The following is a 16987-nucleotide window of genomic DNA, read 5'->3' as shown; positions in this document are numbered from 1 at the left end:
TTGTTCTTATCCTTCTCTTATTCCTCATGCTTGCACCTGAATCCTTACATAAAAAATAAATTTTAACTACACCTACAGCTATACCTAAACTGATTAAAGTTGCTCAAAATTGGGGAATTCCTGAGAATGCATGAATGCGATTATGCCAACAAATTTAATATTAATAATTAATTTCATAGTAAATTTACTGATTTTTTAGATACGGAACTAATTTATTTTATGCGGCTTTGGGTTCTAAAATTGTACTCAACTGCTCGATACCTTTATGTAGATGTCGAGTTACAGTCATCGGACTAATGCCGATATGTCTAGCTGCTTCCTTTCGAGGTAAATCCCATAAAAATACGCATTCGATCGCTGCTTTAGTTTTAGCTTCGAGTGTATTTAATGCTGTTTGTAACTGTAATTTATCATCTTCTAGTTTTCTCAACTCTAAAGCACGAGGATCGGCAATGGTATCGCCTACCGTCAAGGAAGAATCTAGTGAGTTGTTGACTAGTGCATCTAAACTTATTGGTAAGCGATTTTGTAATGCCAATCTGCATTCACTCCATTCTTGAAATGGTACGCCTAAACCTTCAGAGATTTCCAGATCGTTGGGCAAACGTCCTAATTGTTCGGTCAACTCTTTTCTTAGTTTTTTACCTTTAGTATAAAGTTCCTGCCAACGACGAGGAATTCTCATCATACTTGCTTTATCTCTCAGATAATGAAGCATTTCGCCACGAATATAGGGAATAGCAAAAGAGCTAAATGCTGCTCCCTGATGAGGTTCAAAACGTTCGATCGCTCTAATCAAACCTAGATAACCAATTTGTTCTAGATCTTCATAAGGTTCGCTACATTTCTGACAAATTTGATGGGCAACTTTACGTACTAAACCAGCATTTAGTTCTACCAATTGATTGCGTAATTTTAAAGAAGGACTATGAAAATAAATCTTCAGAAGTTCTATAGAACGGTAGCTAAGAGATTGAGTAGACATAAATCAATGAAAGCTATAGTAACAGTAACCCATAACGTTTTATACTTAATGGGTAAATCTAACTTTCATTGTCTTTCGCTTCAAAAAGCTATACCATAGTTGTTTTACGGAAAAATCAAATGTATTTTTTTCGATCCTCCGCACAAATACGCAAAAAACTTATAGTAATTTTGTAAAATTAGCGAAATTTTAAACCTAATATATTGGATATTTTTATGTCAGTTAAAAAAATGCGTTATAAATATTTTATTTTCATTTTGAATTAAATACGAGGTATTAATCCAAGAAATTTGTTATTTAAAGGCATCTAAATATTTAATTATTCTACCAAACTCACTCTTAGCTTTATCTGATAAAATATACATTGGTTTTTTGTTAAATTAGAGCGATCGTCGGTTATCGCAGCCTGGTTTTTACTGATAAATATCAGAGTTTTAGTTGATTTCTGGTAAAAATTCAATTTGTTCTGTGCCTGGTTTTGGACTTGTTTCTAATCCCTCGGGTTTTTCAGTCAAACCTAATTTTTTTAGTAACACCGTCATGCCCAGTCCTAAAATTAGACCTCCAATTAGCCCACCAATAATTAGTTTTTTAAACAAACCTTCTAGTTGTTTTTTATGTGCTTTATAATTCTCCAGCGAGCTAATTTTAGGTTCACTAGAGTGATTTTGTTGAGATGTGGAGCTTTGGAAATTTTGAAGAGGTTGGTCGATATCGAATCGATCTTCTGGTAGAGTCATCGATTTTAAAAATTACTAAATAAACGGCAATATAACTATTTTAGATTAATTATTAAATTTCATTTTAAGTTGAATGGCAAAACCGGCGACTAGCAATGTTAAACCTCCCGTAATCCACAGTGGAGTTTGGTAATCAAAGCTAACTAATAAACCAGAAATAATTGGTCCAATCGCGTTAGACATACTCAAGTAAGAAGCATTAATCCCTAATACTTCTCCTTGTTCTTGAGGACTGCTATTGAGCGACAGCACCGTATCGATTAAAGGCATGGGAAAAGAATTAACCAAAGCAAAAATACTCAAAATAACCACAAATGCGGCAAAGGTAGGGAAAGTTGGCATTAATAGAAAGGTTAATCCCCGAATTGCTAGGGTTACAGCAATAATATTTAGCAGATTGAATCTTTTGCTTAAAGGTTCTAAGGCGAAAACCTGAGAAATAAACCCCAGCATTCCAACAACGGCAAACATAATTGCCAATCTTTTAGTGTTTTGGTTGAGGACATTGAGAAAGAAAGGTTGAAAGGCAAAGGTAAAAATAGTGAAAGTGCTGCCGCTGAAAAAAGTAAGTACGAATAGTTGTCCCAACTTAGGTTTAGTTGCCGATTTAGCTATCTTTCCGAAGGCAAAATCATTCCAACCTAATTGAAAGTTTCCCCGTTGCGATCGCGTTTCGGGTAGGAAAAATAACGATAACAATAGAGCAATTGCCGCGATCGCCGCACTGACTAGAAAGCTCATTCCTAAAGGAGATACTCCAGCTACAGTAGGTAACTGCTGAGCTAAATAACTTAAAAACGGACCGACGACAAAACCCAAACGAAAGCTAGCACCAAAAATGCCAAAGGCTTTAGGACGCTGTGAAGGGTCGGTAATATCACTAATTGCGGCTCTAGCTACAGAATTATTACCTCCGGTCAAACCGTCTAGGATTCTAGCAGTATACAATAACCAGGCAAAAGCGGCGATACTGGCAATAAGATTTGCCAATACCGTTCCTGCTAAACTTACAATCAGTAGGGATTTACGACCGAGACGATCTGAGAGTCTTCCTAAAACCGGCGTTCCGAGAAACTGAGATAAAGCGAACGCCGTAATCAACAAACTAGCTTGAAAGTCGCTTAAGCCAAATTGTTTGGCGTAAGGATAGAGTAAGGGAATAATTATGGTGAAACTAACCGAGTTGATAAAGGCAATGAGAGTAATTAGCCAAAATAGAGGCGGTAAATCTAATTGTTGCAACCAACTGTTTTGTCTCATGTAAAGAAGGTTGAATCTATCCTATTGGCGATTGCCGACAATCTTGGTTTGTCGTCTTCAATTCGATTACTATTTACCTCTTTTGCAGTATTGCCTTCATTACCGCTTTAGATGTTTCGATATCTTCAGCAGAAGGTGCCGTTTGCTGCCAGCTCGATCGTTGTTGCAAATTATCTATCCATTTGCTTACTTTTGAGTAAGGTTTTAGTGAGATACCCAAAGTGCGAATCGCTGCTACTGCAGTTCCCGCTACAATATCGGCATAGGTCAGGCGATCGTCAACAAAAAAGGACGAATTAGCTGTCAAATTATCTTCAAAATATTGTAGAGCTGTCGCCATAGTTTGTTTGGCTGCTGCTATTTGTTGGGTGGTGACTTCTACGTCTAACATCTGTTTCATCAAAGCAATAGAAGCTGGCGGTAGCTCATTGACGGTAACTAATTCAACAATCCGTACCTTAGCGATATCTTCAGCCTTGGTCGGCAATAAAGAAACTTGGGGATATTTGGCTTCTAAATAATCGAGAATAGCTAAAGATTCAAATATACTAAATCCATCATCAACTAATACTGGAATATGGTGAAAGGGATTGATTTTAAGAAAATCTGGCTCGAACTGATCGCCGTTGAGTTTCATTAGAATAGGTTCGAATTCAAGCTTTTTTTCTAATAAAGTAACCCAGACTCTACGAGCATTTACCGATAAACGAGAGTAATAAAATTTCAACATAGCTTAATTTTTGTTAAAAGTATCAGCTCGAGCTAGATTGAAGTTTATATCTAACCAGCTAGATTCATAGTCGATCTTACTAGAATTCCCTCTAACAATTATCAGAAATTCCAGACTCTTATCTGACTTCCAAAGTTCTATTTAAAGCCTAATTTTTTCCATGGTGTTATTAAAACGGTTGCAGTCAGTTTTGGCAAAGTCCACTATGATTTGCCGCACCAGCTTTGTTTACCAAGACCGTAGAGAAAACAACGGGTGTCTATATATACCCGCTCAAGCTTAATAAGCTCCTTTTTCCTCGATTTTGCTATCTAATCTAACCTTGACAGCTAAATCAACTACTACCAGGCTACAAGAATTAATTACATAAAGCTAGGTTGATGGCGAATTAAGTTTAAAAATTCTTCGCGAGTTTTTTGGTCGTCTTGAAACGCTCCCAACATCGCGCTGGTGACCGTCCAAGAACCAGGTTTTTGTACTCCACGCATCGACATGCACATATGAGTTGCTTCCATAACTACTGCAACTCCCTTGGGTTCTAGCACTGATTGAATGGCTTCGGCAATTTGACGCGTGAGACGTTCTTGAACCTGAAGACGGCGAGCATACATTTCTACAATTCGCGCTAGCTTGCTCAAACCTACCACTTTTTGATTGGGAATATATGCTACGTGCGCTCTACCCATAAATGGCAGCATATGGTGTTCGCACAAACTAAAGAAATCAATATCTCTGACTAGCACCATCTCATTGTGTCCTTCGTCGAAGATTGCGTCATTAACGATAGTTTCTAGAGATTGATTGTAGCCTTGAGTCAAAAACTGCATCGCTTCTGCAACTCTTTTAGGCGTTTTTAACAATCCTTCTCGCTCTGGATCTTCACCAACAGAATCTAAAATATTACGCACCGACTCGATTATTTGTTCTTTAGCTTTTGCTGAAGTCTGGTGGATTTCCGCTTCTCTACCATTATGAGTGTTGCGGTCTGGACGACTATTAACCTGTTCTACTAAATTAGACTTTAATGGATTCTGACCATTTTTGTTCGTAGAGGCGGAAGGAATAGAACTGTTTGAAAAAGCTCTGGTCATAATTAATTGTGAGTAAAACTCTTCGATCTTGCTACTAATTTATGTGTTGAGCGTCATTTAAGTTATAAAGCCCCTCCACTGGGCATGACGGTCATTTCTTCGACTACCGCTTGAGATGGTAGTAAAGCTGCATGGAGTATAGATTGAGCGACAGCTTCGGGAGTTAGCATCGCTTGACGGTCGAAATCTGCTCGTACGGTGTCGGTATCCCAGATTGGAGTATTGACCGAACCTGGTGAAATAGTAACGACACGAATACCATTAGCCGATTCTTCTACTGCTAGTACTTTTCCCAAAGCAACTACGGCAGCCTTGCTGACGCTGTATGCTCCCCAATCGGGAAAAGCCCGATGGGCAGCGATCGAAGCAACATTAACGATCGTTCCCGTTTTACGCTGACGCATCTGAGGTAAGATGCCTTGTATGCATTGAAAAACGCTAGTAAGGTTGAGGTCGAGTATTTGCTGCCAGTCGACCAGAGGTGTTTCTTTCAAAGAATTGGTATAGCCCATCCCCGCATTATTGACGAGGATATCTACATCGCCAAAGTCATTGGCGATCGCCTCAACACGCTCTTTTACCCGATCTACAACCGCTAGATCTAATGGATATGCTTTTGCCACTACTCCCATTGCTGCGATCGCATCGGCTACTGCTTCTAGCTTATCCAAGGAACGACTGACTAACGCTACGTCAATCCCCGATTTGGCAAAGGCTAAAGCAGTTGCTTTTCCGATTCCGCTACTAGCGCCTGTCACAATCGCTCGTAGCTGATTTGGGGGTGGATTCATTATTGTCTGTTGTAAAAAAATTGTCTCTTAAAAAAAATAGCTACATGCTAGTTGTTTGTTAGCAACATCACATTAAAAACTAATGTAACAAAATATTGCCTTAGCAATTATAGCATCCTCATAATTGCAATTTGCATTCGATTATCCAAATTCCCCAACCTAAATTGACAACTACAATTTCTTACCTTAGACTGCTTCTCAGTTTGGAAACGGGGGGCTTGAACTAGCAGAAAAATCTAAAGTTTCGTATCTTCCTCACTCGTCTCTGCTGTAAAAACAGACAGCGAGAGCTTTTGAATTTAGGCGAGCACTATCTCACAGAAAGCCTAACCTCGAAAACTCGGTCAGTTTTAGACTGCAGCTAGTTTTGAGTTCCCTCGAACTCGGCGTTCGATAGGAAACTTATTCATCTGGAGATGAGACCATTGCAGTAGCCCGAACCTTCAGCAGACGCGTCCTAGAAATTGGCTACCTATATTGCCTATGAAGATAGTTCGGCATTCTGTGAATGTTCCGCGGCAGCGGTTTCAAACCTGCCCATGTTACGGAACTTTTGATAGCGTAACTCTTGTCTTTGTTTGGGGGTCATCTGCCACAACTGCTCGAGATTTGCCCAAATAGCTGCTTTGAGGTTAGCTGCGGCTTCCAAAGGTTCGGCGTGCGCTCCCCGAGTTGGTTCTGGTATAATTTCATCGATTATACCCAGTTCTTTTAGATCCCGAGAAGTTATTTTGAGGGCAGCGGCGGCACGGTCGGCTTTTTTAGCATCCTTCCAGAGAATTGCCGCGCAAGCTTCGGGACTGGCTACAGTATAAACTGAATTTTCTAACATCAATAGTCGATCGCCAACTCCAATTCCCAACGCTCCTCCAGAACCTCCTTCGCCGATGACCGTACAAATAATTGGTACGCCGAAGCCAAACATTTGACGCAAATTATAAGCGATCGCCTCTCCCTGACCTAATTTTTCAGCTTCGACTCCCGACCATGCCCCTGGAGTATCGATAAAGGTCAAAATTGGCAGATCGAACTTGTTAGCGTGTTCCATCAATCGCAGAGCCTTACGATATCCACCGGGAAAAGCCATACCAAAATTACGAGCGACATTATCTTTCGTATCTCTACCTTTTTGATGTCCCAAGATTACCGTCGGTCTGCCATTAATTCTAGCGACTCCCACAACTAACGCCGGATCGTCATAGCCGCCGCGATCGCCATGTAGTTCTACCCATTCATCGGTAATTGCCTGAATGTAGTCTAAAGTGCTGGGGCGACGAGGATGGCGGGCTAGCTGTAATCTTTGAGCAGGAGTTAGAGAATTAAAAATTTCTTTACGCAGTTGCTCGGCTCTTTCTTCTAGTTGAAGAATTTCTGCCGATACGTCAACCTGATTTTCTGCGGCTAAATTTTTAATCTGTTCGATCCTTGCTTCTAACTCGCAAAGCGGCTTTTCAAAGTCTAGTAAAAATGTTCGTTTGGGCTTGGGCATACCGTACTCAGAAATTTATTTTGGCAAATATAGCAATTCTCGGTTGAGTGAGATACACCTCGGTCAATTTAGGCACGCTTGCACTAGGCACTAGGGCTAAAGTGCTCCTCTACTTGTTTGGATTTGTACCTTACTAATATGAGAACCGCTATAGTAATTTAAAACTATCATTATTCTCTGTAAAATTGCTATCGATTAATATAGATTGACTATTAAGCTTTGAATTTTATTAGCTCTAGAAATCATTGCCTTTTTAAGAAAGAGTCAGGAACGAGTCTGTTCAGAAAAAATGAGCAGATTTTAAAAGTCAATCCTGACACTTTCCATAAATTCTATCCTGTTGATAATATTGTAGTACTAACACTTTAACCGATTATTAGTCACCTGTTATCGAACTCGATGGCACTGTCAACAAAGTGTTTGCTACCTTCAACGATTTGTGTAGCGATCGCCACGTTTGAGAAATCGAGTCTTTAGATGTATCGGTAAGTCAACTGTTAGACTACAGCAAACTAGGAACGGTTATTCCCTTATTAGGTCGTCTGTCATTACAAAACAAATCGATCGAACCGTAACCATTCAGACGGGCGAGGAACTAGAATACCGTGGAGTAAGGAGGCAAATCCCTTGGGAAATCACACCAATGCCGGGGTATGCGCCCATGTCGTCGCGCTACCGAACGACTTTGCCTGCTTCCCAGACTGCGCCATTTTTAGCTGATACAAAATATCTCCCGTTTGCTCCATTTAGGTGGTCTTGTTCTTGTTCTTTTCTTCTTGGGCAATAGAGGTTCAATTATCTTCCATTCTGTTTCTGTTAGACTGCTTGTATATGGCATTTTTTTGCTCATTTACTTTTTTACGAAGATTCCAAATGGATTCTATAAAGTAATTTATATAGAACTAAAGTTTTCTAGGAGCCGTGCCAATCGCTAACTCTAACGCAGTCATCTTGCCGCTAGGATCGATAATCGGGTGGATTGACAAATCGCTTAAGGCTTGCAAACACCAATTCGCGCCAGACAGTTTTGAGGCTGGATAGGTAGTTGCTACGGCTATAACCCTCATTCTGGCAGCACGAGCAGCTTCAATACCGACAGGGGCATCTTCAATTACAAGACAGTCTTCTGGAGCAATGCCCAAACACTCTGCTGCTTTTAAATAGCCTTCCGGATGGGGTTTGTAGTAAGCGACATCATCAGTGGTAATTAAAACCTGGGGAAAGGGTAGACCAACGTGACGTAAGCGATTGGTTGCAATTAGACGATTTCCAGAAGTGACAATTGCCCAACATTCTGACGATAACCCCGAAACGAGTGCTTCTGCACTAGAAACAGCTATCACTCCTGCTAAGTTTGTAGCCTGACTTTCATCAAGTGTTCTAGCTTCGGCGATCGCATCGAGATGTGGCGCGACGAGCCGAATCGTTTCTGCTGTAGGGCGACCGTGGGATATTTTAAGAATCTCCTCTGCATTGAGGTTATGCTGCTGCGCCCATTGTCGCCAATGGTTTTCGACACAGTGGGTCGAATCGATGAGAGTGCCGTCAAGATCGAACAGTATGGCTTGGCATTGCAATTGCTTCATAATTTAATTATTCTTATCGAATTTATCGCCACGCATCCAGATTTGAGATAGCTTTATCAGCCTCTGTCTGCTTGTGATGCCGCTTCTCCAGCCAGACTAAGAGTTGCTCGTAAGATTCAAACCATAATACCCGCGAGCAATTAGGGTCGTTTACTCGCCAACGCACTTTTCCGGAACGGTCAGTCACGGATCTAATTCGAGGCTCAGAACTGAGTATGCACAGATCGAGGAAACCGCACCAAATTTGACGAATTACTATAAGCAGGTTTGGGATAGGAAGTTTTTTCCTTACTGGCTGAAGACGTAAAAACTCTATTTGTCGAGCTTGAGTGGAGTGATGTCGCGTTTTCATCTTTCACAGAAAAAAAGTATCTACTTTCAAGCTAATTTGTTTGGACGACAAACAAACTTATAGTGGATAATTCCTAATTAAAACAAACTCTTCGCTAGATTGTTTCTTATGCTTACAAACTTTGCCAAAACACCAAACGCAGATGCAAGTTTACTCAAGCAAATTAACTCGGCTCGCATACTAGGATTGCTAAGATGTCACCCTGGCTTATCCCGCGCTGAGATTGCTCGCCGTACGGGGTTAACGCGCTCCACCGTAACTGTAATTACGGCTGAGTTAATGGCGGAAGAACTAGTTTGTGAAGGTTCTCAACTGGCTTCTAAACCAGGAGGGGGTCGCCCTGGAATTAAGCTACACTTAAATCCAGAGGGTGCATTTTTTATCGGAGCCGCAATTGAAGCCGACCATGTCAAAGTCCTAGAGTTAAATCTCGCCGCTCAAATTACCAACAAGTTTTCTTGCCAACTGACTCAGGGGACTGCTCCAGATATTGTTATCGAGCGGTTAATACATTTAATTGAAAAGCTGCGTCGAGCTAATCCCTTGAGTTTACAGCGTCTTCGAGGGATTGGGCTAACCATCCCTGGAACCATTAATAGAGATGGCTTACTAATTCGAGTACCTGGACTAAACTGGCATGGCATCAACTTACGGCAGCACTTAGAAGCTCGGTTCGATCTCCCTTTCTTTATCGACAATGATGCTAACGCTGCTGCATTAGCTGAAGTTTATTTAGGAAGTGCTATCCAAAGTGAGAGTTTGCTCTATCTATTGCTGAATGAAGGGGTTGGTAGCGGCATCGTGGTCAACTGTAGCATTATGCGGGGAGCAAACGGTACGGCAGGAGAGGTCTGCGAACTAATCGTAGACGCTCAGAATTCTAGAGGTAGCGACTATGGTCAGCCTGGTAGTCTAGGAGCATTAGTAGGTAAAGCAGGTCTGTTGCGGCAATATCGAGAGCAAGGTGCCACAACTGCCAACTTGAACGATTTAGTTCGAGCCCTAGCTCAGAAAAATGCACTCGCACGCGCCATGGTTCATCAATGGGGACAGCGATTGAGCAGAGGTTTAATTAGTATCCTCAATGTTCTCAATCCAGAGCAGGTAGTTATAGGCGGACCGCTAACTATTCTGCTACCTTATGTTGAAGAGCAGTTAAACCAGTCGCTGGAGCGACAACTTCCCCGCAATGGAGAAGCAGGATTTTTTGATACTCCTAATTCCCGATGGAAAATTTCTGAGTTTGGCGAGGATGCTTCAGCTATTGGCGGTGCGATACTTGTCTATCAATCCTTGTTTCAAGTTCCAAGCTTAGTGTTCTAAGGCTTGATTTAATCTTAGAATAAGAGAATGTACGCTTGACTATAGTTAGCTGCATAATTAAAGGGTGTGTCCGTCCTCTTGTTGAAGGTGCACTGACAAGATTTACCGCGGTAAACTCGATAGCCTAAGTTGGTAATGCGTTTGAGTTGAGTCGTGTTGGCAGAATGGCAGTGGGAACAGTTCATCAATGCTTACTGTAACTAGCTTGTCTTCATTAATCAGGATATCAAACCGCTCTCCTAATATCACAATCTAAGATCTCAGTACTGACAATTTCGTTCTAATAACCTGGTCTATTGCTCGATCTTGTTCTGTTTTAGCTATAACCTTAAACTCTAAAAAAATCATTTTTATGTCGACTCGACCCCATTGACATAAGTTAACATAAATAGGCTCTTAAAAGAAGCCAGTGCGGTATTATAGTTTCCCCAAGTGGAGCGACTGGTGTAGCAGAGTAGCCCGTATCCCACGCTGAAGCGACGTGGGTTTTGCGCTGCCCATTTTGATTTATAACCAATAGTTAACAATCCCTATGAATTCAGTAAATACTAAACTTCCCCCGATTATTCCTCGCAAAACTATATTTGGCAATCCCCAACGCGCCAGTCCTCAGCTATCAAAAGATGGTAAATATTTGGCATATCTCGCACCCAATGAACGGGATATTTTGCAGGTGTGGTTGCGAACTGTAGGTAAAACTGACGATCGCATCTTAACCGATGACAAAAAACGGGGTATTAGAGCCTATTTTTGGACATATACTGCCGAACGGCTAATTTATTTACAGGATGTTGACGGTGACGAAAATTTTCATCTTTTTTTGGTGAATGTCGCTACCAATGAAGTCAAAGACCTAACTCCTTTTCCTGGAGTTAAAGCGCAGGTAGTCGATCTCGATTATCAGTTTCCCGATGAAATTTTGGTGGGACTCAACAAGGAAAATCCCGAAAAATTCGATGTGTATCGTCTCAACCTGCAAACTGGTGAAATGGAACTAGAAGCAGATAATCCCGGTAATATCGTTTCTTGGACTGCTAATGCCGAGTTTAAAATTCTGGCGGCAACTGCGGCAACTGCCGATGGGGGGTCGGAATTATTATATCGAGAGACTACTGACAAACCATGGGAAGTCTTGCGTCATTGGGATGCTGACGAAGAAGGAGGAGCATTAGATTTTTCTCTCGACGGCGATACTTTATATATAGTTGGCAATCACGATGCTAATACTCAAAGGTTAATTGCCCTAGATTTAGCCAACCGAGAGGAAAAAATTATTGCCAAAGACGAGCAATATGACGTTGGCGGAGTGATTACCCATCCCACAAAACGCAATATTCAAGCGGTTTCTTTTTATAAGGATAAGTTGGAGTGGCAGGTATTAGATGATGAAATTGCAGCCGATTTTGAAGCGATCGCCAGTATTCGTACGGGACAGTATTTTATTTCTAGTCGCGATTTAGCCGACAAACATTGGATCGTTGGTTTTCTTACCGATGATGGTCCAGTTTATTACTATCTCTACGAGCGTGAAACTAAATCTCACACTTTGCTGTTTAGCAATCGACCAGAATTGGAAGATTTACCCCTCGCACCTATGGAGTCGATTTCTTATCAGGCGCGAGATGGTTTGACCATTCACGGTTACCTGACAGTCCCTCAAGGATTAGAAGCTCCTTATGCTACGGTACTTCTGGTTCATGGCGGCCCTTGGGTACGAGATACCTGGGGATATAGTCCTCAAGTTCAATGGTTAGCTAATCGCGGTTATGCAGTCTTGCAGCCTAACTTTAGGGGTTCTACGGGCTATGGTAAAGATTTTGTCAATGCAGGCAACCGTCAGTGGGCGGCAGCGATGCACGACGATTTAATCGATGCAGTCAACTGGCTAATCGAGCAAGAGATCGCCGACCCCAATAAAATTGCCATCATGGGTGGTTCCTATGGCGGCTACGCTACTCTGGTAGGCTTGACCTTTACTCCCGATGTTTTTGCCTGTGGGGTAGATATTGTCGGACCTTCCAATCTAATTACCTTAATGAAAAGCATTCCTCCCTACTGGAAACCATTGATGTCAATGTTCCAGCATCGAGTAGGTAACTTGGAAACAGAGGAAGAGTTTTTAAAATCGCGATCGCCTCTATTCTTTGTCGATAAAATTAACAAACCTCTTCTGATCGGTCAGGGTGCTAACGATCCCCGCGTCAAGCAAGCTGAAAGCGAACAAATTGTAGAAGTAATGCGTAAAGCTAATAAACCTGTTACCTATGTTTTATATACCGATGAGGGACATGGTTTTGCCCGTCCTGAAAATCGTCTGCATTTCTATGGTGTCGCCGAAGAGTTTTTAGCAAAGTACCTGGGAGGACAATTCGAACCGATCGATGAAATTTCAGGACATTCGGGTACGATCGGCTAACCTGAGTCCGGGTGAAAGCTGAAGCCTTTATTATTCTATAGACCGAAAATAGACCGAAAATACTGTATTCTGCCTAAAATCATTCGCTAAAATATCATAACCCAAACTGATGCGATCGGTCAGGTTTCAAGCGCTGAAAAAAGGTACAGATGCGACAAATTTAAATTTCTGGTCAAGCCAATTTAGTAACCCCTAATGAAAATGAAGGGGTTATCTTTTTTTTAACTTTTGTCAGTACTTTTTTACCTTTTAAGGTAGACTTTTTCCGAAAAAAAATGTTCCCAAAATTTTAAAAAGGTTTTTCGATCTAGCTATCATTTTTTTTACTTTTTATTATTATCTTAAAAATAACCACAAAACTAATAAACAAATAATCACTAAAAACATACCTATGAAATTTCAATTAAAAACTCTTTCTCTATCTCTAACTGTTGGTTTAATTGCTTTTTTAGGAGCTTGTACTTCAGTTGATAGCAGTACTCCTTCTACCGAAACTTCAGGTACTGATGATTCTGTAGAGTTAGAAGGAACTACCGAGGGTACAGAATTAGAAACTCCCGGTCTCGAAACTAGCGAAGAAATGGAAACTACCGAAGACCCCGTTACTGGTTTAGAAGAAACTGAAACTCCAGAAATAGAAGCCACTGAAGAAACCGAAGATCCTAACATGGAATCTAACTTATCTCCTTTGGATGAAACAGAAGAATCTGAAGTTATCGTTCCTGAAGGTATTAATAACGAAGTAGAAACTGAATCTGAAGCGGCTGAAAATGTAGAACCAGAACTAGAACCCGCACAGTAATTAGTTGCTTTTTAAAGATATATAAGCAATTAGTTATCCGTATTGCCTCCCCAGTTTGGGGGGGTTTGTGCTGTTCTATAACAAACTAAATAATAGTTAATATAAGGTAAACATTTATTCGATCGTTTACTTTATTGACGTAGATTTAAAAGTTCTTCAGGAGAAGCTAAAAGTTTTACTTTGACCATAGCTAAATGGCGATCGCTATCTAATAATAATTGCCAACGAACATTGACGCTAAACAAAGCTGTTTGTGCTTTTCCCATCACGGTAAACAACGACAAGTCCGAATCAGTTTTCTCGACAATTCCTCGCTCGGGAATTAGCTTCATACCTGCAGCTTCGGCTTCTAGATAAGCAGCAATTTCTTCTCTACCTACAACTGGAGAAGTAAATGGTGCGTGCAAAACACCTTCTTCAGCAAATAAAAATGCCGTTTCATCAAATCTACTATGATTGATAGTAGTAAAATAATTGAGAACGATAGGCTCTGTAATTCCTTCAATAATCAATTTTTCTGTATTAACAGTCATAAAGATCGCGCTAAAAACATCTCGACGATTGTTAGCTTAAAGGATTAAATCCAGGTTTTCTTGTGTCTCTAGAATGAGATTTGATAAATTGACTTAGATTGAGGCTCAATTATGAGTTTGACTAGTAGCCAAGTTAAAGCTGCCGCACGCTCTTTTGGTTTTCACCGAGTGGGAATTGCGGCGGTAGATGGACACGAAGATAATGCGTTCGAGCATCTCCAACAGTGGTTAGCATTGGGTTATCATGCTGATTTGAAATGGATGGCAAATCCCAAACGAAAAGATATTCAAGCGGTAATGCCAGAAGTGCGATCGCTAATTTGCGTGGCTTTAAATTATTACACTCCCCACGAACATTCTGACGCACCAGAAGACGCTAAAATTTCTCGTTACGGTTGGGGTAGAGATTATCACAAAGTCATGGGCAAAAAGCTCAAAGCTTTGAGTAACTGGCTGCGATTGCAAGAAGAATCCGTTATTACCCGATACTATGTAGACACCGGACCAGTACAAGATAAAGTTTGGGCGCAGCGTAGCGGCATCGGTTGGATCGCTAAAAATGGTAATGTAATTACGCGAGACTATGGTAGCTGGATATTTTTAGGTGAAATATTAACCAATCTAGAATTAACTTCAGATAAATCCCATACTGAACACTGCGGCACTTGTACTCGTTGTCTCGAAGCTTGTCCCACTGGCGCGATCGCCGCTCCTTTCGTCGTAGATGCCAATCGCTGTATTTCTTATCATACAATTGAAAATCGTGCTGAAGAATTGCCAGAGGCGATCGCTAATAATTTATCTGGTTGGGTAGCAGGTTGCGATATTTGTCAGGATGTTTGTCCTTGGAATCAAAGATTTGCCCACCCAACAGATATAGCAGATTTTCATCCTTACTCTAATAATATTAAACCCAAATTAACAGAATTAGCCGAGATCTCCGAAGCCCAATGGAATCGTCAGTTTCGTGCTTCAGCCCTGCGAAGAATTAAGCCAAAGATGATTCGACGCAATGCAAGAGCTAATCTAAATCGAAATAAATAACTATAAATTTTGCGGTAAGGATTCAGGTATCAGGGTTGACAAAAAGGAAAAAGAGATTAAAGTAGCCAATAATGAGCGAAGCTAATCACCCCTTCAAAGCCGAAGAACTGCGCCAGTTGTCCAATGAGAAACTGGCAGAAATCGTGACTACCCAACAAAAGCTGATTGAGAAGCTAGAAAAAAGAATAGAACAACTGGAACAGAGCCTCAACCTCGACAGCCAAACCTCATCGAAACCCCCTTCAACTGACTTGCTGAAAAAAAGCGAGAGAAAACCAGAAGTAGGGTTGGAAGAAGCCAAAAAAGAGACAAAAAGAAAACCAGGAGGACAACCAGGACATCAAGGGAAGACGAGAAAAGGATTTGGGCGTGTAGACCGCTACGAAGTATTGAAACCGACCATCTGCTCCAACTGTGGAAATCAACAATGGAAGACTAAGGGGGTACGAGTAGATACTCAACAGGTAGCCCAGTTGGTGGCAAAACCGATACAAGTCGTAGAGTACCAACGTCATCACTGTCAATGCGGCAAGTGTGGAGCAATAGAGGCAGCTCGACGGTCTCCCACAATGATTCCAGGTCAAGACTTGGGAGTCAGACTACAGGGGTTACTTTCCTGGCTGGGAAACTATGCTCATATGTCCTATGCTAAACAGCAAGAACTGTTGTGGGAACTGGGAGCAATAGAAATTAGTAGGGGAACTTTAGTTGCCACCAATGAACGAACGAGTACAACAAGCGAGTATCAACAGTGTTGAAGGGTTGAAAAAGTCGATTAATTCAGAGCATCCTCCTCTACATTGTGACGAAACCCCCTGCTCAGTTAAAGGAGTCAAAGAATGGCTCTGGGTTTTAGCTGGGTCAGAGTTCTGCCTGTTTCATGCCGGCGATACTAGAAAACGCAGAGAATTGGAAGCTGTATTAGGAGTATTCTATGATGGAGTTTTGATTAGCGACGATTTTAGTGTCTACAACGGCTATTCAGTAGCAGGACAACAAAAGTGTTTGGCTCATCTACGTCGTCATTTTCAAAAACTGTTAAAGACTAAAGGGGTAGATAACCAAGAAATTGCTACCACCTTTCTGTCTCTAATTGATGAGGCATTTAAGCAACATCGGGTTTGGCGACAGACCCATCAGGAAAGCCACTATCGAGATTGGGCAGAGGATTTCCGAAGGCGAGTGACTAGCGCAATTAAGACTTGGCTCAAGAATGCTGGTCATGAAGCTGGAAAACTGCTACGTTCGCTGCGTGATAAGGCGGAGCAATGGTGGTATTTTCTGACACATCCTCAGATACCCCCCGACAATAATCTAGCTGAACGATGTTTGAGAACTGCTGTAACCAAGCGGAAAGTTTGTGGTGGCTCTCGTTCCATCGAACGGTTTCAACATACAGCCAACCTGCTGAGTGCAATTCAATCTTGTCGTTTGCAAGGACGTTCGGTGATTACTTTTTTTCAACAGACTTTACAAGCTACAGTTGGACATTGTTCTTATCCTTCTCTTATTCCTCATGCTTGCACCTGAATCCTTACAAGCTGCGAGTCGAATTTCCCGATGTGAAGATGACTGTTATTTGGGGTAGATGAGGTTTAGAAGACTTAATTGAGCGTAATATACTAACTTTAATTTAAAATACAAATTACTCGCGGTAAGCTTATGCTTACGTTTTAAACTTTCGGCAAAATTATGCTTCCTCAAGAGATAAGATTATCGCGCATTGCCCAACGTAATAATCAGGATTGTAGAGTTTGAGGTGGCAAGGTTATGCTTCCTCTTGTGGCAAAGTTATGGTTCTAGTGACAACCGAACTGAGGTTAATAAAAATGCGGGGTTTAACCA

13 protein-coding genes and 1 pseudogene are annotated in these 16987 nt (G+C 41.3%); 5 read left to right on the top strand and 9 right to left on the bottom strand.

Annotated features, from left to right (window positions below; all coding sequences use genetic code 11):
• Positions 1-217: 217 nt before the first annotated feature.
• The 8 genes from ACLFKQ_RS17710 to ACLFKQ_RS17675 form a co-directional block, all read right to left on the bottom strand.
• The gene (locus ACLFKQ_RS17710; protein ID WP_449001101.1) at positions 218-985 is read right to left on the bottom strand and encodes an RNA polymerase sigma factor SigF; all 768 of its coding nucleotides are present in this window, start codon (positions 983-985) and stop codon (positions 218-220) included.
• 434 nt (positions 986-1419) lie between these two features.
• Positions 1420-1725, bottom strand: a complete 306-nt coding sequence (locus ACLFKQ_RS17705; protein ID WP_449001100.1) for a hypothetical protein — start codon at positions 1723-1725, stop codon at positions 1420-1422.
• 45 nt (positions 1726-1770) lie between these two features.
• Positions 1771-2985: an MFS transporter gene (locus ACLFKQ_RS17700; protein WP_449001099.1), complete on the bottom strand. Its 1215-nt coding sequence runs from the start codon at positions 2983-2985 to the stop codon at positions 1771-1773.
• Between the two features lie 73 nt (positions 2986-3058).
• The gene (locus ACLFKQ_RS17695) at positions 3059-3715 is read right to left on the bottom strand and encodes a glutathione S-transferase family protein (protein WP_449001098.1); all 657 of its coding nucleotides are present in this window, start codon (positions 3713-3715) and stop codon (positions 3059-3061) included.
• A gap of 362 nt (positions 3716-4077) precedes the next feature.
• Entirely contained in the window at positions 4078-4806 is a 729-nt protein-coding gene (gene folE / locus ACLFKQ_RS17690) for a GTP cyclohydrolase I FolE (protein WP_449001097.1), read from the bottom strand.
• A 62-nt stretch (positions 4807-4868) separates the two neighbouring features.
• Positions 4869-5597 (bottom strand): SDR family oxidoreductase, encoded by a 729-nt coding sequence (locus ACLFKQ_RS17685; protein ID WP_449001096.1) that lies wholly within the window; start codon positions 5595-5597, stop codon positions 4869-4871.
• A gap of 481 nt (positions 5598-6078) precedes the next feature.
• Positions 6079-7086 (bottom strand): acetyl-CoA carboxylase carboxyl transferase subunit alpha, encoded by a 1008-nt coding sequence (gene accA / locus ACLFKQ_RS17680; RefSeq protein ID WP_449001095.1) that lies wholly within the window; start codon positions 7084-7086, stop codon positions 6079-6081.
• 902 nt (positions 7087-7988) lie between these two features.
• Positions 7989-8672: an HAD-IA family hydrolase gene (locus ACLFKQ_RS17675; RefSeq protein WP_449001094.1), complete on the bottom strand. Its 684-nt coding sequence runs from the start codon at positions 8670-8672 to the stop codon at positions 7989-7991.
• A gap of 460 nt (positions 8673-9132) precedes the next feature.
• On the opposite strand from ACLFKQ_RS17675, the gene ACLFKQ_RS17670 reads away from it, so the two are divergent.
• From ACLFKQ_RS17670 to ACLFKQ_RS17660, 3 genes are all read left to right on the top strand, one after another.
• Positions 9133-10347: an ROK family transcriptional regulator gene (locus ACLFKQ_RS17670; RefSeq protein ID WP_449001093.1), complete on the top strand. Its 1215-nt coding sequence runs from the start codon at positions 9133-9135 to the stop codon at positions 10345-10347.
• A gap of 532 nt (positions 10348-10879) precedes the next feature.
• Positions 10880-12763, top strand: a complete 1884-nt coding sequence (locus ACLFKQ_RS17665; protein WP_449001092.1) for an alpha/beta fold hydrolase — start codon at positions 10880-10882, stop codon at positions 12761-12763.
• Between the two features lie 391 nt (positions 12764-13154).
• Complete coding sequence (locus ACLFKQ_RS17660; protein WP_449001091.1) at positions 13155-13565, top strand: hypothetical protein; 411 nt, start codon at positions 13155-13157, stop codon at positions 13563-13565.
• 131 nt (positions 13566-13696) lie between these two features.
• On the opposite strand, the gene ACLFKQ_RS17655 is transcribed toward ACLFKQ_RS17660, so the two are convergent.
• Entirely contained in the window at positions 13697-14098 is a 402-nt protein-coding gene (locus tag ACLFKQ_RS17655; RefSeq protein ID WP_449001090.1) for a nuclear transport factor 2 family protein, read from the bottom strand.
• A gap of 111 nt (positions 14099-14209) precedes the next feature.
• Here ACLFKQ_RS17655 and queG point away from each other — a divergent pair, with 111 nt between their 5' ends.
• Together queG and tnpC are read left to right on the top strand one after the other, a co-directional pair.
• On the top strand, positions 14210-15142 hold the full coding sequence (gene queG, locus ACLFKQ_RS17650) for a tRNA epoxyqueuosine(34) reductase QueG (protein WP_449001089.1): 933 nt from the start codon (positions 14210-14212) through the stop codon (positions 15140-15142).
• 71 nt (positions 15143-15213) lie between these two features.
• Positions 15214-16672, top strand: a pseudogene (tnpC, locus tag ACLFKQ_RS17645) (IS66 family transposase).
• The last annotated feature ends 315 nt before the right edge of the window (positions 16673-16987 follow it).

The organism is Myxosarcina sp. GI1(2024), assembly GCF_053543375.1.
Note: the sequence above shows the minus strand (reverse complement) of the source record. Positions and strands in the feature narration are given on the sequence as shown.